We start from the raw sequence: 23,920 nt of genomic DNA, 5'->3' as shown, positions 1-23,920 counted from the left end.
GTACCGGCGGCCGGGCGGGCCGCGGCCGGTCACGTCGCCGGGCACGGTGCCGGCGCGAGCAGGTGCCCGGCGGCTCGGACGTGGAAGGATGCAGGTTCCACCGACGAAGGAATCGGCCGTGGGACGGGGATCGATGGACTCGGGGGAGCGCGACGCCTTCCTCACCGAGGAACGGGTGCTGCGGCTGGCGACGGTCGACGCGCAGGGGTGGCCGGCGGTCGTGCCGGTGTGGTTCGTGTGGCACGACGGCGCGTTCTGGGTGTGGAACCTGGAGCGGGCCAGGCGCACGGCGCGGCTGCGCGCCGGGACCCGCTGCGCCTTCGTGGTCGACGGCGGTCGCGACTACGGCGAACTCCGAGGCGTCGCGGGACGACTCGACCACGCGTTCGTCCCCGACGACGAGGTCCCCGAGGCGGTGCGTCGTGGCTTCGCCAGGCGCTACTTCGGCGTCGAGGAGCCGGTGCCGCCGGCCGACCACCACGCCTGGCTACGGCTCGACCCGGTCACGCTCGACAGCTGGGACTTCCGCAAGACCTGACGCGGGTGCCGCGGCGTCCGCCAGGCCCAGACGCCGGAACAACAGCGGCGCGAGGCCGCCGACCCAGGCGCCGACCAGCAGGTAGCGCACGTAGCGCAGCACCAGCGCGAGGGCGTCGTCACCGCCAGGCAGCACCGCCCCGAGCCCCTGCCAGAGCACCACCACACCGACCAGGCCGACCACGACCCGCAACACCCGCTGGCGCAGCGAGCCGCCGCTGTCGAACCCGCCCCGCGGCACGACCAGCGCCAGCCCGACGACCAGGCCGGCCAGCGTCGCCGCCGCCGTGACCACGTCCGCGGCGCTGGTCGCCACCGACGCGTCCAGCAGTCCCGGCCAGCCGGGATCGAACCCGCGCAGCCGGGCGGAGAGCAGCACGCCGAGCAGGATCAGCGCCCACGAGGCGACCAGGCCGGCCAGCACCCATTCGACCGGCCCGCGCGCGGCCGCCCAGCGCCGCACCCGCGGCTCGAGCAGCACGAACAGCCCGACCAGCACGGCGCCGGTCGCCCAACCCGACAGGACGTCCTCGAGGAAGTGCGCCCCGAGGTGGATGCGCGACCAGCCGATCGCGGCGATCAGCCCGACGAGCGCGACCCGGGCGATCGGGTGGCGCAGCAGCACGGCGAGCAGCCCCCACACGGCGGCAGCGTTCTGCGCGTGGCCCGAGGGCACCCCGAAGGTCGACTCCGGCACCCGCTCGAGCGCGGGGTCGAGGAACGCCGGGCGGGGGGTGGTGGGGACCAGCTTGCCGATCGAGTTCAGGCTCGCGGTGACCAGCAGCATCACGCCGAGGCGGACCCCGAGCCGCCGGCTGACCGCCCAGTACAGCAGCGGGAACGCGAGCAGGTAGAACTCCTCGTCGCCGAGGAACGTCACGGCGTGCAGCAGCGTGTTGCGCCACTCGGGGCCCGCCTGCAGGGACACCGCCCGCTGCAGCTGGGTGCCGTACCCGCCCGGGTCGCGGGCCTCGGCGGCCGCGCGTTCGCGCAGCACCTCCACGAGCACGTCGGGCACGTCGGTCATGATCCCGTGCACGCCGGCGTCGAGCAGCCGGTGCATCTGCTCGGGCTCGTTGACCGTCCAGACCTGCACGTCGACGCCCAGCCGCTCGGCGGCACGGACGAACCGGGACGTGACCACGCGACGGCCGTCGTGGTACTCCGGGACCTGGAACACCTCGCCGGGCGGGGACCACCACGGGTGCAGCCCGACGAGCTGCCGGACGTAGAAGCCGGTCGTCTCGCCCTCGGGCATGTTGGTGGGGACGTCGGGCAGCCGTTCGCGCACGGGCGTGAGGAACTCGGTCGAGAAGCTGGCCACCGTGACGCTGCCGTCGTCGCGGCCGTACGCGCGCAGCAGGTCGAGGACCGGGTCGACGATCGCGAGTCCGCCGTCGGTCTTGAGCTCGACGATCAGCGGGTGGTCGGGATAGCGCTCCAGCACCTCGCGCAGCGTCGGGATACGGATGCCCTGCCCGCGGAAGGGCTGCCCACCGTCGGTGTCGGTGAAGTACCAGCCGGCGTCGAGCGCCTGCACCTCGCTCAGGGTCAGCTCGGCGACCGCGCCGGTGCCGTCGGTGGTGCGGTCGACGGTGCCGTCGTGGATCACCACCACCTCGCCGTCGGCGGTGACCTGCAGGTCCATCTCGAGCACGTCGGCACCCTGCTCGAGGGCGAGGTCGAACGCGGCGATCGTGTTGGTCGGCGCGTGCCCCTGGGCGCCGGAGTGCGCGATCACGTTGACGTCGGCGGCGGCGAAGGCCGCGACCCGCTCCTGCGGCGGGACCTGGAAGGCGACCGCCACCATCCCGAGCAGCAGCAGCACGCCGACGACGCCCAACCGTCGCCGGGTGCGCGCGATGCCCCGCTCCCCGATGTCCACGCCGGGAGCCTACGGCGCGGCGGCCAGGAGCTGCGCAGCCGTGCCGCCGCCGCCCACCACCCGGACACGGCGACGGCCACCCGGGACGGTGTCGACGGGCGGCCGGTCGGGGGAACCGGCCGCCCGTCGTCCCCGATCCGGGCCGGCCCCACCAGGGAACGCCGGCCCGGTCGCGCTCAGGCGTCGGGAGCGTCGAGCGCGTCGAGGTGGTCGACCAGGCGCGCGAGCACCGTGGCCAGCTGGTGACGGTTGAGCGTCGTGCCCGCACGGGCCGTGCCGTCGGGATAGCCCGCCAGCAGCTCCGCGGCGTGCAGGGCCGCCAACGCGTCGTCGTGCGACCCGCCCGACAGGTCCCGGAACGCGTCCGGGTCGCCGGCCTCCAGCGGCAGGTCGGCGAAGGCCAGGGCGCGCGACACCAGGCTCGCGAGCTGTCCGCGGGTGATGCTGCGGGCGAGCGCGAGGTCCCCGTCCGTGGTGCCCTGCAGGATCCCGACGTCGTGCAGGCGGGCCGCCGGGGACGGACCCGCCGGCAGCGGCGCCTCGAGCCGGTCGAGCACCCGGGTCAGCACGGCGGCGACCTGCTGACGCGACACCGGCAGCGCCGGACGGTAGGTGCCGTCGGGGTAGCCGGCGACGAGTCCCAGCTCGACCAGGCAGGTGAGCTCGACCCGCGGGTCGTCCGCGAACGCCACGTCGCCCGCACCGGTGCACGCCCACGGCCGCTGCGCCGCCGGCGGTGCCGGCTCGACCAGGCCGTTGGCGCGCACGTGGGCCGAGTGCATCCCGAACGAGTCGGCGATGCGCGGCAGCCAGCAGTCGTCGTTGTGCCGCCCCTCGGCGTACACGACCGCGGTGTGCTCGATGCCGCGCTCGGTCATCCGGCTGCTCAGGGTGCGAACGCCGTTGTCGAAGTTGTAGTCGTCGTCCTCGCAGGCATCGAAGAAGTAGGTGGAGGAGTCGAGCAGGTCCGCGTCGAGGTCCTGCACCAGGTTCACCGGCGTCGGGTTGCCGCTGCCACCGGCGAAGGTCAGCGAGCCCATGTGGGAGGCGATCGAGGAGAACAGCTCCGGGAAGCTCCACCCCAGCGAGAAGGCGCCGAACCCGCCCATGGACACGCCGCTGAGCCCGCGGAACTCGCGCTGGTCGAGCGTGCGGTACTCGGCGTCGACCTGTGGGACGAGCTCCTCGACGAACATCGTGCGCCAGCGGGTGTGGTCCCAGTCCGAGTACCACAGCGACTCGCCGTCGGGCATGACCACGATCGACTCGGCCAGGCCGTCGTCGGTGTACAGCGCGTCGAGCCGGGCCCCGAAGTCACGCGGCTCCCACTCGCGGCTGCCGCCGTTGATGCCGTGCAGCAGGTACACGACGGGGAAGTCGTGCTCGTCGGCGGTGTAGTAGGACGGCGGGAGGTAGACCACGTACTCGCGGTCGCGGACCTCACCGGGCACCTCGAGCTCGGACTCGACCGTGTCGCGGAAGAACCGGGAACGGTTGCCGAGCTCGGTCATCGTGTCCGGGTCGAGCACCAGGAACTCCTGCTGGCGTTCGCGGAAGTCGTGCGGCGCGCCGTCACGGGTGCCGGTGACGGCCCGGTTGGTGTCCACCAGCAGACGGCCGTCGACGTCGACGAGCACCTCGACCTCGGTGTCGCGCAGCTCGAGACGCCCGCCCGAGTCGTCGACCCAGCGCTGCAGGCGACGGGCCTGGCGGTCGCGGTCATGGCCGTCGTGGACGTAGTCCTCGTGGAGCGTGTCGAGGTAGAGCTCCACGTCGCCCGCGGCGAGCGCGGCCCGCTGGCGGCGCAGCAGCCGGTCCACGGCCGTGGTGGTCGCGGCGTCGGCCGGCTCGGCGTCGATGCCGTACACGCGTTCGCGCAGGACGTCCTTGGAGTAGATGCCGAGCGGCCCCTGGTACCAGCCGCCGGCGCCGGACAGGTCGTACACCCGCAGCGCGAGCACGTTGCGTCCCCCGTAGACCGGCGCGTCGGCCGGCACCGGGTACAGCCGCTGCTCGAACCACTGGCTGTTCGCGTTCGGCGGGAACGAGCCGGAGCGGCCGATCAGCACACCGTTGAGGTAGGCCTCGTCGGCGTCGTCGACGAAGCCGAGGGCCGCCACCAGGTTCGCGCCGTCGGCCTCGGCCGGCAGGTCGAAGCTCACGCGGTACCAGCCGAACCCGTCGTGGTCGTCGAAGGCCGGATGGTTGTTGTAGGGCACCTCGACGGCGTCCCAGTCGCCGTCGTCGAGATCGGGGTCGGCCCAGGCGGGGTCGTCACCGAGCTGGAACCGGGCCGGCCCCTCGAGGTCGACCTCGACACGGGCGGCGTCGGGCGTCTGGGCCAGGGCGTTCGCCGGGGTGAGCAGCGGGGCGAGCAGCGCCAGGACGAGGGCGAGGGCGAACGGTGGTCGATGCGCGACGGCACGCGCCGCCGATCGCAACGGGGTCGAGGTCATGGCGCTCCCAACGGCACGGGCGGCGCCGTCGGTCTCCCGACGGCGTTGGTCCGCTGACCGTGCGCCGGCCACCCCCGACGGACGACGCTTTCGATCAACGCTGCGGTTGTTTACGACAAGTTTCGATCACTTGTCAACTCGACCGTCGACCCGCGACGACGCGAGAGACGTCGCGACGGGTGTGACGGACACGTCCTCCGATGGACCTAGACTCCCGCCCGCGCCCGCGCGGGGCCGGCAGCGCGCCGGAGCCGGGCGATCCCCGCCTCGATGTGTCCCGGGAGGACCGCTCGTGCCCGAACAGACCCGGAACCGGACCCGCGAGACCGCTTCCGGGGGCTCGCCCCTCGAGCGGTTCTTCCGGCTGCGCGAGCACGGCACGGACGTGCGCACCGAGCTGGTCGCCGGTCTGACGACGTTCCTGGCGATGGCCTACATCGTGTTCGTCAACCCCGACGTGCTGGGCGCGGCCGGCCTGGACACCGGCGCCGTGTTCGTCGCCACCTGTCTGGCGGCTGCGCTCGGCACGCTGATCATGGGCCTGTACGCGAACTTCCCCATCGCGCAGGCGCCCGGCATGGGCCTCAACGCCTTCTTCGCCTACACGGTCGTGATCGGCCTCGGGGTGCCGTGGGAGACCGCGCTGGCCGGCACGTTCGTGTCCGGCGTGCTGTTCCTCGTGCTGGCGCTCACGGGCGTGCGCGAGGCCGTCATCAACGCCATCCCCCTGCAGCTCAAGCTGGCCGTCGGTGCCGGCATCGGACTGTTCATCGCCTTCATCGGCCTGAAGAACGCCGGCATCGTGGTCGAGGCGGCCCCCGGCACCACCGTCGTCGAGCTCGGTGACCTCGGCACCCCGACGACCCTGCTCGCCATCTTCGGCATCCTGGTCACCTGCCTGTTCCTGATGCGCGGCCTGCGCGGCGCGATCTTCTACGGCATCGTCGCCACGGCACTGGCCGGGGTGGTGTTCGGGATCAACGACCTGGCCGGCGTGGTGGCACCGGTCCCGAGCCTGTCGCCCACCCTCGGGGCCGCGTTCGGTGCCCTGCCCGAACTGCTGACCGTGCAGATGCTCGTCGTGGTGTTCACGATGCTGTTCGTCGACTTCTTCGACACGGCCGGGACCCTGATCGCCGTCAGCAACCAGGCCGGGCTGCTCGACGAGCAGGGCCGTCTGCCGCGCGCCAACCGTGCGCTGGTGTCCGACTCGGTCGCCACCATGGGCGGGGCGATGCTCGGCACCTCGACCACCACGTCCTACATCGAGTCGTCCGCGGGGGTCGGCACCGGCGGGCGGACCGGGTTGACCTCGGTGTCCACCGCGGCGCTGTTCCTGCTCGCGCTGTTCTTCTCGCCGCTGCTGTCGATCGTCAGCGGCGAGGTGACCGCCGCGGCGCTGATCCTCGTGGGCGTGATGATGGCCCGGGGACTCGGACAGATCGAATGGGACCGCCTCGAGTACGCCATCCCGGCGTTCGTGACCGTGGTGGCGATGCCGCTGACCTACTCGATCGCGACCGGCATCGCGCTGGGCCTGCTGCTGTTCCCACTGATGATGCTGTTCAAGGGGCGCGTCCGCGAGGTCCATCCCGTGATGTGGGTCCTGCTGGTCGCCTTCGCCGCGTACTTCCTCTGGCTCGCCGAGTAGCGCGACGGCCCGTCCTCGGCCCGGCGCCCCGGACCGCCGTTCGGCGACTCGCCCTTGACGTGGCGGCGCCGGCGCGGAAGATGGCTGCGGGGAGCGCCCGTGGGGACGGGCGCGAGGACGTCAGGGGACGCGCATGTCGCTGTACTCGGTGTTGGTGTTCGTCCACGTGGTGGCGGCGATCGCCGTCGTGGGCGGCTCGCTGTTCGGACCGTTGATGGGCGTCGCCCTGCGACGCACGGAGACGGTCGGGCAACTGCGGGCGGTCACCGGCTACGTCGAGGGCGCCGGGACCGTCGCCGGCGCAGGGGCGCTGGCGGTGCTCGCCAGCGGGCTCTACCTCGGCTTCGCCGGCAACTGGTGGGGCTCGGGGTGGATCGAGGTGTCGCTGGCGATGTTCGCGCTCGCGGGGTTCCTGGCGCTGGGCGTCGCCGACCCGTCGATCAAGCGGCTCCGCACCGCGCTCGTGGACGCTCCCGACGGGCCGGTCACCGCGGCGTTCGACCGCCTGCGGCGTGAGCCGCGCCGCACGGTCGCCGAGGGGCTGCTGCTCGGCATCGACGTCACGATCGTGTTCCTGATGACCAACAAGCCCGGGTTCGTCGGCGCGCTGACGGCCGCAGCGGTCGGGATCACGGCCGGCGCGGTGTTCGCGGTCCGCGAACACCACCACGACACCAGCGCACTCGCCCTGCCCGCCACCGAGCCGGAGACCCCGGCCACCGCCACCGGCTGAGTCAGTCCTCGCGCGGTTCCCGGCCGAGCCGGACCGGGCCGCGGGCGGTGCGTACGTCGACCGTCGCCCCGCCCTGCAGGACCCGGATCTCGCCCGCGTCGGCGAGCCGGGCCGCGGCGTCGCGGGCAGCCGGCATCCGTGCCCGCCAGTCGCCGTCGTCACCGGCCACGGCCCGCGCCGCCTCGGACGGGCAGATCGTGGCCTGCGGGGCGCGGCGGGCGAGCAGCGCGAGGATCGCCGCCTCGAGCTGCCCGCCCGGATCGCTCACGCCACGGCCACCGGATCGCGGCCGCCCACCTGCAGCTCGCCATCGTCGGCGACGTCGACCACCACGTGCTGGCCGTCGACGATGCTGCCGTCGAGCAGCGCCTTGGCGAGCCGGTCCTCGACCGCGCGACGCAGCAGCCGCTTGACCGGTCGCGCCCCGTAGAGCGGGTCGTAGCCGCGCTCGGCGAGCCAGTCCATCGCCGCGTCGGTGACCTCGAGCTCGAGGTCGCGCTCCGCCAGCCGGCGACGCAGCCGCCCGAGCTGGATGTCGACGATGGCCCGCAGCTGCTCGGGAGCAAGTCGCGAGAAGATCACCGTCTCGTCGATGCGGTTGAGGAACTCCGGCCGGAAGTGGGCCTGCACGTCGGCCGTCACCCGGTCGCGCAGCTGCTCCTGCGACGCGGTGAGGTCGAGGATGTGCTGCGAGCCGAGGTTGGACGTCATGATCACCACGACGTTGCGGAAGTCGACCGTGCGGCCCTGTCCGTCGGTGAGCCGGCCGTCGTCGAGCACCTGCAGCAGCACGTTGAACACGTCCGGGTGGGCCTTCTCGACCTCGTCGAGCAGCACGACCCGGTACGGCCGCCGTCGCACCGCCTCGGTGAGCTGGCCGCCCTCGTCGTAGCCGACGTACCCGGGGGGCGCGCCGATCAGCCGGGCGACGGTGTGCTTCTCCTGGTACTCACCCATGTCGATGCGGACCATGGCGCGCTCGTCGTCGAACAGGAACTCCGCCAGTGCCCGGGCGAGCTCGGTCTTGCCGACGCCGGTCGGGCCGAGGAACAGGAAGCTGCCCAGCGGCCGGTCCGGATCCGCGATCCCGCTGCGGCTGCGACGCACGGCGTTGGCGACCGCCTCGACGGCCTCGTCCTGACCGACGACGCGTCGGTGCAGCTGCTCCTCGAGGTGCACGAGCTTCGCGGCCTCGGACTCGATCAGCTTGGTGACCGGGATCCCGGTCCAGCGGCCGACGACCTCGGCGATCTCGGTCTCGGTGACCTCCTCCTCGAGCAGGCTCTCCCCGGCGGCGCGCTGCGCCTCGATGCGCTGCTGCGCGTCGGTGATGCGGCGCTCGAGATCCGGGATGCGGGCGTAGCGCAGCTCGGAGACCTTCTCGTAGTCGCCGTCGCGCTCGGCGGCGGCCGCCTGCTCGCGCACCTGCTCGAGCTCCTCCTTGGCGGCCTGGAGCTGTTCGATGGCGCCCTTCTCCTGCTGCCAGCGCGCCCGCATGGCGGTGTCGCGCTCGCGCAGGTCGGCCAGTTCCGCGTCGAGGTCGGCCAGCCGTGCCCGGGCCGAGTCGGTCTCCTCCTTGGCGAGGCTGACCCGCTCGATCTCGAGCTGGCGCATCCGGCGGTCGACCTCGTCGATCTCCGGCGGCAGCGAGTCGATCGCGATCCGCAGCCGGGCCGCGGCCTCGTCGAGCAGGTCGATGGCTTTGTCCGGCAGGAACCGGTCGGTGAGGTAGCGGTCCGACAGGCCGGCGGCGGCCACGATCGCGTCGTCGGTGATGCGCACGCCGTGGTGGACCTCGTAGCGCTCCTTGAGGCCGCGCAGGATCCCGACCGTGTCGGGCACCGAGGGCTCGGCGACGTGGACCGGCTGGAAGCGCCGCTCGAGCGCCGCGTCCTTCTCGATCTCGCGGTACTCGGCCAGCGTCGTCGCGCCGATCATGCGCAGCTGCCCGCGGGCGAGCAACGGCTTGAGCATGTTGGCGGCATCCATCGCGCCCTGGGCCGCGCCGGCGCCGACCATCATGTGCAGCTCGTCGATGAAGGTGATGACGCGCCCCTCGGACGCCTCGATCTCCTTGAGCACCGCCTTGAGCCGCTCCTCGAACTCGCCGCGGTACTTCGCACCGGCGACCATCGCCGACAGGTCGAGCTCGAGCAGCCGCTTGTCCTCGAGCAGCGTCGGGACGTCGCCCTCGACGATGCGTCGCGCGAGGCCCTCGACGATGGCGGTCTTGCCGACGCCGGGCTCACCGATCAGGACCGGGTTGTTCTTCGTGCGCCGCACCAGGACCTGGATCGTGCGGCGGATCTCCTCGTCGCGGCCGATCACCGGGTCGAGCTTGCCGTCGCGCGCCAGCGCGGTGAGGTCGCGCGCGTACTTCTCCAGCGCCTCGTAGGTCGCCTCGGGGTCCTTGGAGGTCACCTTCTGCGCCCCGCGGACGTCCTTGAGCACCCCGAGGATCGCGTCCCGGGTGATGCCCGACTCGCGCAGCAGCGCCGCGGTGCGGTCGCCACCGTCGGTGAGGGCGAGCAGGAGGTGCTCGGTGGAGACGTAGTCGTCACCGAGCTGGGCGGCCTCCTCGGTGGCACGCTCGAGGCTGCCGACGAGCCCGGTGTTGAAGCGGACGTCGCCCGAGGACCCGTACGCCGCGGGTGTCGCCGAGAGCACCTCGGCCAGTCGGTTGCGCAGCGTCGTCGGTGTCACCCCGAGGCGCTGCACGAGCGGCAGCACGACGCCGTCGGCCTGGGAGACCAGGGCGAGCAGCAGGTGCGCCGAACCGACCTCGGGGTGGTTGCGCTCACGCGCGAACCCACCGGCCTGCTGCAGGGCCTCCTGCGACTTGCGGGTCAAGCGGTCGAGATCCACGCCACGCCTCCTCGTCGTCGACACCGTGGTGCGCACCTCGAACGGTACGACTCGGGCGGGCGCCGGGAGCGGTCCGCTCGTCGGGGTGGGGCAACGAACCTGCGCCGACCTGGCGCAAGGACGCACCACGGGCGACCGTCGGGTTCGACGGTCGCCCGTGATGGCGCGTGCGGCGGTGCTCAGCCGCTCGGCGCCGCGCGGTCAGCCGCACCGTGATGCGGTCGACCGCGTGGCGGCATCAGTAGTTGCGGTCCGGGCCGGAGGCCGGCAGGAACGCGCCCCGTGCCGGGATCGAGCTCCAGCGGTCGGCGTCGACCGTGTCGAGCGTCCCGTCGGCGATGGCGTCGGTGATCGCCCACAGCCCGTCGACGTTCTGCTTGATCAGGTAGCCGCGGCTCTTCTGCCCGATGCCACCCCGCGACTCGAAGAACATCGCCCCGCGCGGGGTCCAGTCGGCGTACTCACCCTCGGGACCCGGCCCGTTGAGCATCGCGGCCGACACCACACCCTCGGGGATGTTGATGTACGGGTAGCGGGTCGTGGTGACCGCGCCGTGCCGGTCGGCCGCGTCGGCGGCCAGCACGCCCATGCGGCGCACGGTGTTCCACTGGTCACCCGACAGCATCAGCTCGTCGAGCGAGATGCCGACCGAGAACGTCGTCTGCTCGTTCGAGCCATCGACCAGGTAGCTGCCCTGGTGGTGGATGTCGATCATGTAGTGCGGCCGGAACTCGGCGAACGCGTACCAGAAGGCCTGCGACTCGACCGCACGCAGCTGCGTGTAGTTGTCGAAGGTCCGCTGCGACAGCGGGTTCTGGCCCCGCTGGACCCGCACCTCGTTCAGCCGGTCGAAGATGTCCTGGTCGACGCCCCAGTCCCGGTTGAGGTCGATCCGGTTGACCGTGTCCTGGCGGATGTAGGCCTCGGAGCCGTCCGGGTTGTACATCGGGATCACGGCGAAGGTGACTTCGGACAGGACGTCGCGCGCGTGCTTGCCGCCGGCGACCAGCGTCTTGAGGAAGTCGAGCGCCGCGTCGGGGCCGTAGGGCTCGTTGCCGTGGATGCGACCCTGGATCCAGACCCGCTCCGGGCCGGTGCCGATGGTGGCGAGGTACAGGGGCCGCCCCTCGCCGCTGTGGCCGACGACGTCGAGCGACAGCGCGCCCTTGCTGCGCCGCTCGAGGCTCAGCAGCTCGCGTTCGACGTCGGCGAACGACAGGATGGCGGAACGGTTGGGCTCGCCCTGCGCCGGTGGCACGAAGGGGCCACCCGGCTGCACGGCCGGTTGGGCGGACGCGGACAACGGGACCGCCAGCAGCAGACAGGCGGCGCCGACCAGCGCCGTGAGGCGCCGACGGACCAGGGAACGGGACATGCCATCTCCTCGGGGGACTGCGACCGGTCTCCCTACCGGCCCGCACCCGCAGGTCTAGCTCTCCACGACCGGTCCGCACACAGCCTGTGCGGCGCGGGCACGTCCGGGCCCGAGCGGTCCGGCCCCGTGCACCGCCATCGCGTGGCGCGGTCGGTCGTGCTGCCCGCCGGCCGGTGCCCTCAACGCTCGTCGCGGGTGACGACCGGCCAGTGCGTCGCCAGGACGTGCTCGTAGACGATCGCGGTCTCGAGCCGCGCCACCTCGGGGCGGGTCGTGAACGCATCCAACGCCAGGTCACGCAGGTGGTCGCTGTCACGCACACCGACGCGGACGAGGAAGTCCATCGCGCCGGTGACGTGGGCGACCGCGAGCGTCTCGGGCAGCGACAGGGCGTGCTCGCGGAACGAGGCCAACGTCTCACGGGAGTGGCGGGTCAGCTGGACCTGGATCAGTGCCTGCAGCCCGATGCCGACCGCCGACGGGTCGAGCGCGGCGTGGACGCCGGTGACCACACCGGCCCGCTGGAGCCGGCGGACCCGTTCGTGCGCCGCCGACGGTGACAGCCCGGCCGCGGCACCCAGTTCCTTGACCGTGGCGCGCCCGTCCGCCTGCAGGGCGTGCAGCAACACGCGATCCGTCCGGTCCAACGGGAACATCGGCACCTCGATCCGGAAAACATCCGATGGACGCGCACGGTACGGCAAGCGACGATGGCAGCCGGCAAGTTCGGGAGGAGAGATTCCGGTGGAGACCCGTGTGCACACTGCTGCTGTCCATGCCGGGCGTCGCGACCTCCGGGACCTCGGTGTCCACGCACCACCGCTGGACCGCTCGACGACCAATCCGCTGACGAGTCTGCAGGTCGGCACCGACAGCCTCGACGCGATGGCGGCCGGTGGGCACCCGCAGGGCTCGTCGGTGTACGCCCGCCTGCACAATCCCACCGTCGCACGCTGGGAGCAGGCGATCGCCCGGCTCGAATCCGCCGACGAGGCGGTCGCCTACGGCTCGGGCATGGCCGCCATGACCGCGGTGCTGCTGGCGGCCGGGGCCGTCGGCCGTCACGTCGTCGCCGTCCGCCCGCTGTACGGCTGCACCGACCACCTGCTGCAGAGCGGGCTGCTCGGCTGCGAGGTGAGCTGGGCCACCCCCGACGGGCTCGCCGCGGCGGTGCGGCCGGACACCGCCCTCGTGGTGGCGGAGACGCCGGCGAACCCGACGCTGCGTCTGCTGGACCTGCGCGCGATGGTCGCGGCGGCCGGCGGGGTGCCGGTCCTGGTCGACAACACCTTCGCGACCCCGATCCTCCAACAGCCGTTGCAGCTGGGGGTCACCTGGTCGCTGCACAGCGCCACCAAGGCCCTGTCCGGTCACGGCGACGTCATGGCCGGGGTCGTGGCCACGTCCGTCGACCGGGCCGCCGCGCTGCGCCAGGTCCGCATCCTCACCGGTGGGCTGCTCGACCCGCAGGCGGCCTGGCTGCTGCACCGCAGCCTGCCGACCCTGCCGTTGCGGGTCGAGGCGGCGCAGGCCACGGCGGGCGTGCTCGCACCGCGGCTCGCCGACCATCCGGCGGTCGCCACGGTGCACTACCCGGGCCTGCCCGGTGCCGACCCGCTCGGCCTCGTCGGCACGCAGATGGCCGGCCCCGGCGGCGTGCTCGCCTTCGACCTGCACGGCGGGTACGAGGCGGCGGCCGGCGTCCTCAAGGCCGTGGAGCTGCTCACCCCGGCGGTCAGCCTCGGCTCGACCGACACCCTGCTGCAGCACCCGGCCGGGCTCACCCACCGCATCGTCGGTGACGACGCCCGTGACGCCGGCGGCATCACGCCCGGGATGCTGCGCCTGTCCGCCGGTCTCGAGGACGTCGAGGACCTGTGGACCGACCTGGCCGCAGCCCTGGCTCTCGTGTCCGACGCGTAGCGCCGGGACGCGAGCTCAGCCCTCGCCGGCCATCCGGCGCTCGGGCGGTGGGATCGGCGTGGCGCGCTGCACCGGCGGACGCGCCGCCGGCCGCTGCCCGGTACGCCGCCGCAGCTGGTGGACCTCGAGGTCCCGCGTGGGCGCCTTGACGATCTCGAAGCGCTCGGCGGGAGGGCGCTGCTCGACGCGGGCGGCCAGCACCCGCACCATCTCCTCGAGCTCGCCGATGCGGCGGCGGGCTCCCTCGAGCTTCTCGCCGAGCTCGAGCACGACCCGGACCCCGGCGAGGTTGAGCCCCTCGTCCTGGGTCAGGGTGCGGATCAGCCGCAGGCGCTCGACGTCCCGGCGTGAGTAGCGGCGCGTGCCACCCTCGGTCCGCGCCGGGTGCAGCAGCCCTTCGCGTTCGTAGGCACGCAGGGTCTGCGGATGCAGGTCGGCGAGCTCGGCAGCCACCGAGATCACGTAGACCGGCGTGTCGTCGTCGTCCTGCGGTCGGAAGCGGTCGGTGACCTCGGGCTCGTCGTCGTCGCGGCGCGACCACGACCAACCGCTCGACGCGTGCGGCTCCAGGAAGTGCTGCGGCGACGTGGCGCCGGTGCGCTCGGGCGCCTCGTCCGAGGTGGGAGGTGCAGCCACGGTCGTCTCCTCAGCCGCCGACGTCGGACCCGAACAGCAACCGCTCCCGCTCGTCGGGGGTCGGGTCCTGGGTCGCGAACTCCTGCAACAGTCGCTTCTGCTCGCGGCTGAGCTTCGCGGGCACCTGGACCTTGACGGTCACGAGCAGGTCGCCGTGCCCGCCACCACGGCGGGGCGCGCCCTCCCCACGGATCCGGAAGGTGCGACCGCTGGCCGTGCCCGCCGGCACCTTGATGGTGCGCTGATGGGCGTTGGGCGTCGGCACCGTCAGCTTGGTGCCCAGGGCCGCCTCGCCGAAGCCGATCGGGACCTCGAGCGTCACGTCGTCGCCGCGGCGCCCGAACCGGGGGTGGGGGGCGACGTGGACGGTGACCAGCACGTCACCGGACGGGCCCCCGCCCGTGCCGGGCCCGCCCCGACCGGCCACGCGGATCACCGCGCCGTCCTTGACACCGGCGGGCACGCGGACGTTGAGCTCCCGCGGCTTGACCACCCGGCCGCTGCCACCACAGGTGCCGCACGGGTGCGGGATCTGCTGTCCGCGACCGCCGCAGGCCTGACACGGCTGCGCGAACGAGAACGGCCCCTGGTCGATCGCGACCTGCCCGCGACCCCCACAGTTGCTGCAGACCGTCGGCGAGGTCCCGGGCGCGGCGCCCGAGCCCTGGCAGGTGTCGCAGGCACCGTCGCCGGTGATGCGCAGGGTCGTGCGCACGCCGGCCAGGGCGTCCTCGAAGGTCAGGTGGACGTCGGCGCGCAGGTCGGTGCCCTTGCGCGACGGCGTCCGTCGACGGTTGAACGGGGCGCCGGCCCCGAACGGGCCGCCGCCTCGCGCCGCGCCGCCGGCCGCCGCGCCGCCGAACATCTGGGAGAGCAGGTCCCCGAGGTCGCCGCCGTCGAAGCCGCCGCCGAACCCGCCGGCGCCGCCGCCGAATCCGGCCGCACCGAGGCGGCGGATCTCGTCGTACTCCCGGCGTCGCGACTCGTCGCCGAGCACCGCGTAGGCCTCGCCGACGTCCTTGAACCGTCGCTCGGCCTGCGGGTCGTCGGGGTTGGCGTCCGGGTGGTTCTGCCGCGCCAGGCGGCGGTAGGCCTTCTTGATGTCGTCGGCGGAGGCATGCCGGGCCACCCCGAGCACCTCGTAGTAGTCCTTCTCCAACCACTCACGCTGTGGTGCCACGCGACGTCACCTCCTGCAGGGCTCGTTCGCTGTCGGACGGGGAGCGGTCACTGCTCGACGACCACCATGGCGGGTCGCAGCACGCGCTCACCGAGGCGGTAGCCGGGACGGAACACCTGCGCGACGATCGGCTGGTCGACCGGCTCCGCGGCCGGCTGCTGGCTGACGGCCTCGTGCTGGTTGGGGTCGAACGCGACGCCGGTGGCCTCGAGGCGTTCGAGGCCCAGGCCCCGCAGCGCGTGCACCAGCTTGTCGGCGACCAGTTGCACGCCCTTGGCCAGGCTGTCGTCGGACGACTGCTCGGCGGCCTGCAGGGTGCGGTCGAGATCGTCGAGCACCTCCAGCAGCGCCGAGGCGACATCGCCCTTGCCGAGCTCCCGCTGGGCCGCCGACTCCCGGGTGGTCCGCTTGCGGAAGTTCTCGAACTCCGCCCGTGCACGGCGCAGGTCGTCGAGGTAGTCGTCGCGCGCGGTCTCGGCGGCCGTGAGTTCGGCGAGCAGCTCCTCGCGCGAGCGCGGGTCCTCGGCCGGTTCCGGGAGCGGCTGCTGCGCGTCGGCCCCGCCGCCGTCGTCCGGCGCGGCGTCGGTGGCCCCGTCGGCCGAGGCGTCACCGGGGGCGTCGGACGGGGCAGCGTCCGTGGTCTGGGCGCGTGCCGCCTCGGTCGCCGGGTCGGCCATCGACTCGGCGGCCGTGGGTGGCCCCTGCTCGGACTCGTCCATGGGGATCGGCGCGTCGGCGTCGGTCACGGAAGCACGCTCCTCGATGTGGTGCGGTGGCGGGATCGGTACGGGCGCGAACGGGGCGGCGCATCGCGCCGCCCCGTCGCGGTCGGGCGTGTCAGCTGGCCTGGACGGTGATCCGTCGCGGCTTGGCCTCCTCGGCCTTCGGCACGGCGATCGTGAGCAGGCCGTCCTTGAAGGTGGCGGTCACGTGCTGGCCGTCGACCCGGTCGGGCAGCCGCACGGCGCGGTGGAAGCGGCCGAAGTGCCGCTCGATGCGCCGGAAGCCGTCCGCGCCCTTGTCGGTGTAGAACCGGCGCTCGCCGGCGATGGTCAGCACGTTCTCCTCGAGCGACACCTCGACGTCGTCCGCGGCGACTCCGGGCAGCTCCACGTGGAGCGTGAAGCCGTCCTCGGTCTCCTCGACGTCGAGCGCCGGGCTGAACGCCCCGGCGGTCGCGGCGCCCTGCCCGAAGGCCTGACGGAACACGCGCTCGACCTCGTCGTGGAGCGACGCGACGTCGCGGAAGGGCTCGTAGCGGGACAGGGTGGTCATCACGTCCTCCTCTCGGTTGGTGGTTCGTTCGGTTCGCCGGGACCGGCCGCCGGCCGGCGGCCGGTCCCGGAGGCTCAGCGGTCGTCCTCGCCCTCGTCGATCACCTCGGCGTCGATCACGTCGTCGTCCGACGTGCTCGCCTCGCCGCCGGCGCCGGCGCCGGCGTCGGCGTCGCCCGTCGGCGCGCCCTCGTCGGCGTTGGCCTGGTAGATCGCCTGGGCGAGCTGCTGGGACTTCGACGCCAACGCCTCCATCTTGGTCTTGATGGTGTCGGCGTCGTCGCCCTTGAGTGCCTCGCGGAGCTCGGTCAGCGCCTGCTCGATGTCGGCCTTGGTCGGCGCGTCGAGCTTGTCGCCGTGCTCCTTGAGCGTCTTGTCGGTCTGGTAGGCCAGCGTGTCGGCCTGGTTGCGCAGTTCGGCCGCCTCCTTGCGCTTGCGGTCCTCGTCCGCGTGCGCCTCGGCGTCCTTGATCATCTGCTCGATGTCGTTCTTCGGTAGCGCCGAGCCGCCGGTGATCGTCATCGACTGCTCCTTGCCCGTGCCCAGGTCCTTGGCGGACACGTTCACGATGCCGTTGGCGTCGATGTCGAAGGTCACCTCGATCTGCGGCATGCCCCGGGGCGCCGGCGGGATGTCCGTCAGCATGAACTTCCCGAGCGACTTGTTGTCGTTCACCATGTCGCGCTCGCCCTGGAGCACGTGGATCTCGACCGAGGGCTGGTTGTCGTCGGCGGTGGTGAACACCTCGGAGCGCTTGGTCGGGATGGTGGTGTTGCGCTCGATCAGCTTGTGGGTGATCCCACCCTTGGTCTCGATGCCCAGCGACAGCGGGGTCACGTCGAGCAGCAGGACGTCCTTGACGTCACCCTTGAGCACGCCCGCCTGCAGCGCGGCGCCGATGGCGACGACCTCGTCGGGGTTGACGCCCTTGTGGGGCTCCTTGCCGCCGGTGAGCTCCTTGACCAGGTCCTGCACGGCCGGAATCCGGGTCGAGCCGCCGACCAGGATCACGTGCTCGATCTGACCGACGCCACCGGCGTCCTTGACGGCACGCTCGAACGGGCCACGCAGCTTGGTGAGCAGGTCGCTGGTGAGCTCGTTGAACTTCGCCCGCGTCAGGGTCTGCTCGAAGTGCAGCGGGCCGGCGTCGGTCGCGGTGAGGAAGGGCAGGTTGACCGAGGTCTCCTGCGAGGACGACAGCTCGATCTTGGCCTTCTCCGCGGCCTCCTTGAGGCGCTGCAGGGCCATGCGGTCGTTGGACAGGTCGACACCGTGGTCGTTCTTGAAGGTCGTGACCATCCAGTCGATGAGGACCTGGTCGAAGTCGTCACCACCGAGCTGCGAGTCACCGGCGGTCGACTTCACGTCGAACACGCCTTCGGCGATCTCCAGCACGGAGACGTCGAAGGTGCCACCACCGAGGTCGAACACCAGCACGGTCTGCTCGTCGGACTTCTCCAGCCCGTAGGCCAGCGCGGCGGCGGTGGGCTCGGCCACCAGGCGCAGGACCTCGAGACCGGCGATCTCCCCGGCCTCCTTGGTGGCCTGGCGCTGCGCGTCGTCGAAGTAGGCCGGCACGGTGATCACGGCCTGCGTGACGTCGTCGCCGAGGTAGGCCTCCGCATCGCGCTTGAGCTTCATGAGGATGCGGGCGGAGATCTCCTGCGGCGTGTAGTTCTTGCCGTCGATGTCCGTCTTCCAGTCCGTACCGACGTGACGCTTGACGGAGCGGATGGTCCGGTCGGCGTTGGTGACGGCCTGACGCTTGGCCACCTCGCCGACGAGCACCTCACCGGACTTGGACCACGCCACGACGGACGGCGTGGTGCGCGCGCCCTCGGCGTTGGCGATGACGGTGGGCTCGCCACCCTCCATGACCGAGACGACCGAGTTGGTCGTCCCGAGGTCGATCCCGACGGCCTTGGCCATCTGCTGCCTCCTCGCGGCTGGACTGCGTGTTTTTGTCATCGATGTCTGGTTCCGCGTGGAGCCGGTTGTCCCCGGGCCACACGCTGCACGGTGCGTACGGTACGCCCGCAGCGTGGCGGAGCAAGCGGACCGATGGCCAGCGGCTCCAGAAATCTGCGCCGGGTTGACTCACCCCTGTGCTCTGGACCCAGGAGTCCCGTCCGAGGCCCGTCCTGCCCCCGCAGACACCGCGAATGCGCGCGGGCGAGAGGGACCGTTCGCGCGAAAACTGGCAGCACCAGGTGCCGGGGCGCTGGCCTCAGTGGTGCTCGTCGTGGCCGTCGACGCGCGGGTGGTACTGGCGCCGCCACGGGCGCGGCAACGGCCGACCGCGATAGTCGAGCCGTTCGCGGGCCGGCCAGAAGTCGGCCATCAGCACCAACGGCAGCAGCGCGAGGAAGACGAACCCGACGACCTGCCATGCCTCCATCGCGCCATCTCCTTCGTCGCCGATTCGTGCCGCTCCGCAGCCTACGTCCGCCGCACCCCGGCGAACCAACCCGGCTCAGCGCAGTTCGACGCCGGTCGCGCGTTCCACCATCCGGACCAGTTCGGTGTGGTCGACGTCGGAACCGAGCGCGTCGGCGGCGTCGGTCGTCAGCCGGTCCACGAGGTGCAGCACCGGCCCCTCGACCCCGGCGCCGTCCAGGGTCGCGCGCGCCAGCCCGACGTCCTTGGCGAGCAGGCCGAGGGCGAAGGTGTTGGGGAACTCGCGGGTGACGACGCGCTCGGGGAACAGCTGCTCGGTGGCGTTCGAGCGCCCGGACGAGGCGTTGACGACCTCGAGCGCCACCGAGGTGGGCACCCCGGCCTGCTCGAGTGCGGCGAAGCCCTCGGCCGACGCCCACAGCGCTGCGGCGAGCAGGGCGTTGTTGACCGCCTTGACCGCCATGCCGGCCCCGGACGGGCCGACGTGGACGACCCGGTCGGCGACGGCGTCGAGGACGTCGGTCACCTGCTCGAGCGCCTCGGCGTCCCCGCCGACCATCACGGTCAACGACCCGGCGGCGGCACCGGCGGTGCCACCGGAGACGGGCGCGTCGAGGTAGTCGATGCCCTGCCCGGCGAGTTCGGCGGCCAGGTCGCGCGCCTGCTGGGGGTCCCCGCTGGTGTGGTCGAGCCACACGGTGCCCGCGTCCAGCCGGGGCACGAGCTGCCGCGCCACCGCCGCGACCTCGACGGTCGTGGGCAGGCAGCTGCACACCACCTCGACGTCGTCGAGGTCGTCGAGCGCGTCGACGGCGGTCGACCCGTGGGCGGCCGCGTGCTCGGTGGCCACCGTGCCGGTCCGGTTCCACACCTGGATGTCGAAGCGCCCGGCGAGGTTGGCGGCCATCGGCCGTCCCATGGCGCCGAGTCCGACGAACGCGATCCGCATCGAGCATCCTTTCCCGTCCGGCCGTTGCGCGCCGGTCAGTCGCCGAGCCGCTCCCAGCGCAGTCGGTCCCCGACCTCGACCCCCACGTCGGCGAACCAGCCCTGCGGCACCTCGAGCGCCGCGACGTAGTCGTCGTCGGGGGCGTACACCGGGCAGGGGTCCGCCTCGCACGGCTCCATGGCGAGGATGGTGTGAACGACCCCGTCGGCGCCGACATAGGCGATGTCGAGCGGCACGAGCGTGTTCTTCATCCAGAACCCGCCGTCGCGCTCGGACTCGAAGGTGAACAGCATGCCCGTCCCGGCCGGCAGCGCTTCGACCTCCATCAGCCCGTGCTGGCGCCGATCGGGATCATCGGCGAGCTTGACGTCGATCGCGACCGGCTCGCCGTCCGCGGGCAACAGCTCGACGCGCGCCTCCGGGTAGGCGTCCACCGAGGGGTGCAGCGCCGGCACGGCCCCCGACCCCGCCTCGGGGCTGCCGTCGTCGAGCGATGCGGTCCCGCCGTCGTCCTCGCCGGGGGCCGTGGTGCCGGCGGTCGCGTCCGCGCCTGCGGGGTCGTCGGTCGTCGCGTCGCCGCCGCACGCGGCCGCGAACGCGACCGCGGCGACCAGCGCGGCGGCGCGCGGTGCCCGGGTTCGTGTCATGGATCGACCGTAGCGCGGATCGTCTACGCTCGGCCGTTGCCGTGCGCCTCCAGGAGGACCAACCGTGGCCGACCTCGCCGTGACCGCCGTCGGCGCCGACCGACCCGGCATCGTCGCCACCGTCGCCGAGGTGCTGCAGGAGCGGGGCGGCAACGTCGAGGACTCGGCCATGACCATCCTCGGCGGACGGTTCGCGATCGTGCTGATCGTCTCGACCGACGACGATCCCGACCAGCTGCGGGCGGCGCTGGAGTCGGCCACCGGGGAGCTGGGCCTGGTCGTCTCGGTCAGTCGGACCGGAACCACCCGACGACCCGACGAGCCGACCCACCTGCTGTCGGTGTACGGCGCCGACCGGCCCGGCATCGTCGCCGGCGTCACCCGCACGCTGGCCGAGCTCGGGGCCAACATCACCGACCTCGAGACCCAGGTCGTCGGCCGGGACGAACCGGTGTACGCCATGGTCATCGAGGTCGTCGCCGTCGACGGCGGCCTCGACGACCGGCTCTCCGCGGTGTGCGAGCAGCTCGGCGTCGACCACACGCTGCGCACCATCGAGGCCCAGACCTACTGAGCCGCTGGGCGTCCCACCGCTCGCGGCCCGGCGCTCAACCGACCGGAACGGCGACCAACGGTGGTTCCGGCGCGCGGTGGCGCCGCATCCAGGTCACGAAGTCGGCTCCCGGTACGGCCTTGGACCACAGCCATCCCTGGCCGTGCTCGCAGCCCCAACCGGCCAGCAGCTCACGGGTCTCGGGACGCTCGACCCCTTCGGCGACCGTCGACAGGCACAGGCTGGAGGCGAGACGCACGATCGCCTGGGCCAGCGCCGCCTGCTCGGGGCCGTCGGTCACGTCGGTCACGAAGCTGCGGTCGATCTTGACGATGTCGACCGGGAACCGTCGCAGGTAGGTGAACGAGGCGTAGCCGGTCCCGAAGTCGTCGATGGCGATGCCGATCCCGAGCCGGTGCAGTGCCCGCAGGGTCTGTTCGGCGATCTCCGGGTTGCTCGCCAGGGCCGTCTCGGTGATCTCGATCACCAGCTGGGCCGGGTCCAGTCCCGCGTCCGTCAGGGCCCGTTCGACCTCACCGACCAGGTCGGGGCCGGCCAGTTCGTGCGCCGAGAGGTTGACGTGGACCTGGAATCGGCGGTCGACGGTGCCCTCGGCGATCCAGCCGGCCACCTCCCGGCAGGCGGCGCGCAGGACCCACCGTCCGAGTTCGCCGACCAGCCCGCTGCGCTCGGCGATGGGCACGAAGGCGTCCGGGTACAGCAGTCCCCGGTGGGGGTGTTCCCAGCGCACCAGCGCCTCGGCACCGATGGGGTGTCCGTCGGCCACGGCGACGACCGGTTGATAGTGCAGCCGCAGTTCGTCGCGCCCGATGCCGACCTCGAGGTCGCCGCGCAGCAGCAGGTGTTCCTCGGCGGCGACGCGCAGCTCCCGGTCGAACACCACCACGGTGCCCTTGCCGGCCTCCTTGGCGGCGTACATCGCCAGGTCCGCGTCGCCCAGCGCGGCCGCCGCGTCGTGCTCCCCGCGCGAGAGCACCAGACCGCACGACGCGGCGACGCTGACGGCGTGACCGTCGAGCTGCACCGGCTCGCGCAGGCCCGCGAGCAGGTCGTTGAGCAGGTCCTCGACGTCGGGCTCGGCGTCGACGCCGTCGAGCAGCAGGGCGAACTCGTCCCCGCCGAGCCGCGCGACGGTGTCGGCCTCGCGGACCCGGGCCTGCAGCTGGCCGGCCACGTGTGCCAGCACCCGGTCACCGGCGAGGTGGCCCTGTCCGTCGTTGATGGCCTTGAAGTCATCGAGGTCGAGCAGGGCCACCGCCACGGTCGTGCCGTGACGGGCGGCCTGGGCGAGTGCCCGGTCGAGCCGGTCGAGGAACAGGGCCCGGTTGGGGATGCCCGTCAGGGTGTCGTGGAAGGCACGGAAGCTGATCTCCTCCTGGAGACGTCGCTGGTCGGACACGTCCCGCAGGTTGAGGACGGTGCCCTCGCCCGGCAGGTCGCGGCGGGAGACCTCGACCTCGCGCAGGGTGCCGTCGGGCCGCCGCACGGCCAGGTCGCCGGCGTGCTCGTCGAGGTCCGCGAGCCGCTCGACGCGCCGGCCACCGGGACCGTGCACGAGCAGGGTCCCGATCGGGTCCCCGTGGGCGATCGGGCGGCCCGCCAGCTCCGCGACCGCCGGGCTGGCGAACGCGAGCCGGTCGGCGTCGTCGACCAGGGCGATGCCGCTCGGCGAGCCGTCGACGACCGCGGAGAGCAGAGCGGTGTGACGGGCGGCGCGATCGGCGAGCACGAACTCGTCCGCGAACCGCCGCAGGGCCCCGACCTCGTCGTCGGACACCGGGCGCCGGCTACGGACGAACACCTTCGCCAGCGACTCGTCGTCGTCGCCCAGCGGCAGGGACAGGCCGTGCTCGCGGGAGGCAGGCGACCCGAGCGCGGCCTCGGTCCGACGCAGCTGTTCGGGCGACAACCGCAGCACCGCGCCCGGGTCGTAGGACGGACCGAGGGTGGCGGCCACGTCGGCGTAGCACAGCCGTTGCACCGCGGAGGGCTCACCCCAGTTGGCCACCAGGACCAGGTCGCCTCCGCGCCGGCGCCACATGCCGACCTGCACCGGCTCGGCCCCGCTCACGGTCACCACCTCGGCGATGCCGTGTGCGGCGACCTCCAGCACCCGGTCGGCGTCCGGCGCGAGCCGCAGGGCGCGTCCCACCGTGGCGAGCACCTCGTCGCGGCGGCGGGCCTGGTCCCCGGTGCGCAGGATGCGCGCCATCTCGGCCATCATCAGTGCGACGACCAGCAACCCGATCGACATGCTGGCCAGCTGCGCGGAGAGCAGCTCGACCCGTCCGGCGGTCACCGCCACGGCCAGTTCGTACGCGGCGAGGTAGGCGAGGGCCGAGCGCACGACCGAGCGCCGGTCGCCGTAGAGGCTGTCCAGGAAGACCACGGTGAAGACCGGCCCGAACGCCCAGGTGTGGTGGCCGGCGGCCAGCGCGATGCCGCCGACCAGGACCGGTCCGGCCAGCCGCAGTGCGGCGGAGCGGCCGGCGGTGCGGTACAGGGCGAGGTTCCAGGCCCCGAAGACGACCATCGCGGCGAGGTAGCGCCACGGGTGGCCGCCGGGCTGGTCGAGCAGGTACGGCAGGCTGAACGGCGACACCGCCACGGTGACCAGGTTGAGCAGCACGAAGCGCCAGCGCATGCGCTGCAGCAGCGGCCAGTCGTCGGCCGCGCTGGGAGGTCCGTGTCGGATCAGGTCGAAGGCGCGTTGCACCACACGCTCCGGGCAGGTCGGGTCGTCCTCGACAACATCGGCCGATGCCCCCGGATCTGGAGCGGTGCTGTCGCGAGCCGATCGCCGCGCCGCGGCCTCGCGCCGTGCCCGTCGTGCGACCG

Annotated in this window: 20 protein-coding genes; 5 read left to right on the top strand and 15 right to left on the bottom strand. The window is 72.9% G+C overall.

The window, feature by feature from the left end; translation table 11 throughout:
* Positions 1-118: 118 nt before the first annotated feature.
* A complete protein-coding gene (locus tag ELR47_RS02095; RefSeq protein WP_205745397.1) occupies positions 119-538 on the top strand; it encodes a pyridoxamine 5'-phosphate oxidase family protein in 420 nt (139 codons plus the stop codon).
* Here the strand turns inward: ELR47_RS02095 and ELR47_RS02090 are convergent.
* Positions 488-2,422, bottom strand: a complete 1,935-nt coding sequence (locus tag ELR47_RS02090; RefSeq protein WP_130648384.1) for a glycerophosphodiester phosphodiesterase family protein — start codon at positions 2,420-2,422, stop codon at positions 488-490. The two genes, ELR47_RS02095 and ELR47_RS02090, sit on opposite strands and share 51 nt — an antisense overlap.
* Before the next feature lie 176 nt (positions 2,423-2,598).
* The gene (locus tag ELR47_RS02085) at positions 2,599-4,878 is read right to left on the bottom strand and encodes an alpha/beta hydrolase-fold protein (protein WP_130648383.1); all 2,280 of its coding nucleotides are present in this window, start codon (positions 4,876-4,878) and stop codon (positions 2,599-2,601) included.
* A 292-nt stretch (positions 4,879-5,170) separates the two neighbouring features.
* Between ELR47_RS02085 and ELR47_RS02080 the strand changes: the two genes are divergently transcribed.
* Together ELR47_RS02080 and ELR47_RS02075 are read left to right on the top strand one after the other, a co-directional pair.
* Positions 5,171-6,529: an NCS2 family permease gene (locus ELR47_RS02080; protein WP_229730437.1), complete on the top strand. Its 1,359-nt coding sequence runs from the start codon at positions 5,171-5,173 to the stop codon at positions 6,527-6,529.
* Positions 6,530-6,662: 133 nt separating this feature from the next.
* Positions 6,663-7,262: a DUF2269 family protein gene (locus ELR47_RS02075; RefSeq protein WP_130648381.1), complete on the top strand. Its 600-nt coding sequence runs from the start codon at positions 6,663-6,665 to the stop codon at positions 7,260-7,262.
* Position 7,263: 1 nt separating this feature from the next.
* On the opposite strand, the gene ELR47_RS02070 is transcribed toward ELR47_RS02075, so the two are convergent.
* From ELR47_RS02070 to ELR47_RS02055, 4 genes are all read right to left on the bottom strand, one after another.
* Entirely contained in the window at positions 7,264-7,530 is a 267-nt protein-coding gene (locus ELR47_RS02070; protein WP_130648380.1) for a DUF3253 domain-containing protein, read from the bottom strand.
* On the bottom strand, positions 7,527-10,127 hold the full coding sequence (gene clpB, locus ELR47_RS02065; RefSeq protein WP_130648379.1) for an ATP-dependent chaperone ClpB: 2,601 nt from the start codon (positions 10,125-10,127) through the stop codon (positions 7,527-7,529). Before clpB ends, ELR47_RS02070 begins: the two co-directional genes overlap by 4 nt.
* 238 nt (positions 10,128-10,365) lie before the next feature.
* Positions 10,366-11,502, bottom strand: a complete 1,137-nt coding sequence (locus ELR47_RS02060; protein ID WP_130648378.1) for a M14 family zinc carboxypeptidase — start codon at positions 11,500-11,502, stop codon at positions 10,366-10,368.
* Between the two features lie 179 nt (positions 11,503-11,681).
* Positions 11,682-12,158 carry an Lrp/AsnC family transcriptional regulator gene (locus ELR47_RS02055; RefSeq protein ID WP_130648377.1) on the bottom strand — a complete coding sequence of 159 codons (477 nt, stop codon included), beginning with the start codon at positions 12,156-12,158 and terminating at the stop codon, positions 11,682-11,684.
* Between the two features lie 82 nt (positions 12,159-12,240).
* On the opposite strand from ELR47_RS02055, the gene ELR47_RS02050 reads away from it, so the two are divergent.
* Entirely contained in the window at positions 12,241-13,425 is a 1,185-nt protein-coding gene (locus ELR47_RS02050; protein WP_370469404.1) for a trans-sulfuration enzyme family protein, read from the top strand.
* Positions 13,426-13,440: 15 nt separating this feature from the next.
* Here ELR47_RS02050 and ELR47_RS02045 read toward each other — a convergent pair whose 3' ends face one another.
* From ELR47_RS02045 to ELR47_RS02015, 8 genes are all read right to left on the bottom strand, one after another.
* The gene (locus ELR47_RS02045; protein ID WP_229730436.1) at positions 13,441-14,061 is read right to left on the bottom strand and encodes a heat shock protein transcriptional repressor HspR; all 621 of its coding nucleotides are present in this window, start codon (positions 14,059-14,061) and stop codon (positions 13,441-13,443) included.
* Between the two features lie 10 nt (positions 14,062-14,071).
* Positions 14,072-15,241, bottom strand: coding sequence for a molecular chaperone DnaJ (dnaJ, locus tag ELR47_RS02040; protein WP_130648376.1), 1,170 nt, complete (start codon positions 15,239-15,241; stop codon positions 14,072-14,074).
* A 47-nt stretch (positions 15,242-15,288) separates the two neighbouring features.
* A complete protein-coding gene (locus ELR47_RS02035) occupies positions 15,289-15,987 on the bottom strand; it encodes a nucleotide exchange factor GrpE (RefSeq protein ID WP_130648375.1) in 699 nt (232 codons plus the stop codon).
* A gap of 91 nt (positions 15,988-16,078) precedes the next feature.
* Complete coding sequence (locus ELR47_RS02030) at positions 16,079-16,516, bottom strand: Hsp20/alpha crystallin family protein (RefSeq protein ID WP_130648374.1); 438 nt, start codon at positions 16,514-16,516, stop codon at positions 16,079-16,081.
* Positions 16,517-16,590: 74 nt separating this feature from the next.
* On the bottom strand, positions 16,591-18,444 hold the full coding sequence (gene dnaK / locus ELR47_RS02025) for a molecular chaperone DnaK (protein WP_130648373.1): 1,854 nt from the start codon (positions 18,442-18,444) through the stop codon (positions 16,591-16,593).
* A 298-nt stretch (positions 18,445-18,742) separates the two neighbouring features.
* Positions 18,743-18,913 (bottom strand): hypothetical protein, encoded by a 171-nt coding sequence (locus ELR47_RS18110; protein ID WP_165403793.1) that lies wholly within the window; start codon positions 18,911-18,913, stop codon positions 18,743-18,745.
* Between the two features lie 75 nt (positions 18,914-18,988).
* A complete protein-coding gene (locus ELR47_RS02020; protein ID WP_130648372.1) occupies positions 18,989-19,861 on the bottom strand; it encodes an NAD(P)-dependent oxidoreductase in 873 nt (290 codons plus the stop codon).
* A 35-nt stretch (positions 19,862-19,896) separates the two neighbouring features.
* Entirely contained in the window at positions 19,897-20,508 is a 612-nt protein-coding gene (locus tag ELR47_RS02015) for a DUF192 domain-containing protein (RefSeq protein WP_130648371.1), read from the bottom strand.
* 64 nt (positions 20,509-20,572) lie between these two features.
* On the opposite strand from ELR47_RS02015, the gene ELR47_RS02010 reads away from it, so the two are divergent.
* Complete coding sequence (locus tag ELR47_RS02010) at positions 20,573-21,082, top strand: glycine cleavage system transcriptional repressor (RefSeq protein ID WP_130648370.1); 510 nt, start codon at positions 20,573-20,575, stop codon at positions 21,080-21,082.
* Positions 21,083-21,116: 34 nt separating this feature from the next.
* Here ELR47_RS02010 and ELR47_RS02005 read toward each other — a convergent pair whose 3' ends face one another.
* The gene (locus ELR47_RS02005) at positions 21,117-23,798 is read right to left on the bottom strand and encodes a putative bifunctional diguanylate cyclase/phosphodiesterase (protein WP_130648369.1); all 2,682 of its coding nucleotides are present in this window, start codon (positions 23,796-23,798) and stop codon (positions 21,117-21,119) included.
* Positions 23,799-23,920: the final 122 nt, after the last annotated feature.

The sequence above is a fragment of the Egicoccus halophilus genome (assembly GCF_004300825.1).
GTDB classification, from domain to species: Bacteria; Actinomycetota; Nitriliruptoria; order Nitriliruptorales; family Nitriliruptoraceae; genus Egicoccus; species Egicoccus halophilus.
This window is presented reverse-complemented; position numbering and strand designations above follow the sequence as displayed.

Coding starts and splice junctions, on each gene's coding strand:
- ELR47_RS18110 (WP_165403793.1), bottom strand. CDS start 18,913: ATGGAGGCATGGCAGGTCGTCGGGTTCGTCTTCCTCGCGCTGCTGCCG.
- dnaK (WP_130648373.1), bottom strand. CDS start 18,444: ATGGCCAAGGCCGTCGGGATCGACCTCGGGACGACCAACTCGGTCGTC.
- ELR47_RS02030 (WP_130648374.1), bottom strand. CDS start 16,516: ATGACCACCCTGTCCCGCTACGAGCCCTTCCGCGACGTCGCGTCGCTC.
- ELR47_RS02015 (WP_130648371.1), bottom strand. CDS start 20,508: ATGACACGAACCCGGGCACCGCGCGCCGCCGCGCTGGTCGCCGCGGTC.
- ELR47_RS02055 (WP_130648377.1), bottom strand. CDS start 12,158: ATGTTCCCGTTGGACCGGACGGATCGCGTGTTGCTGCACGCCCTGCAG.
- ELR47_RS02060 (WP_130648378.1), bottom strand. CDS start 11,502: ATGTCCCGTTCCCTGGTCCGTCGGCGCCTCACGGCGCTGGTCGGCGCC.
- ELR47_RS02085 (WP_130648383.1), bottom strand. CDS start 4,878: ATGACCTCGACCCCGTTGCGATCGGCGGCGCGTGCCGTCGCGCATCGA.
- ELR47_RS02075 (WP_130648381.1), top strand. CDS start 6,663: ATGTCGCTGTACTCGGTGTTGGTGTTCGTCCACGTGGTGGCGGCGATC.
- ELR47_RS02020 (WP_130648372.1), bottom strand. CDS start 19,861: ATGCGGATCGCGTTCGTCGGACTCGGCGCCATGGGACGGCCGATGGCC.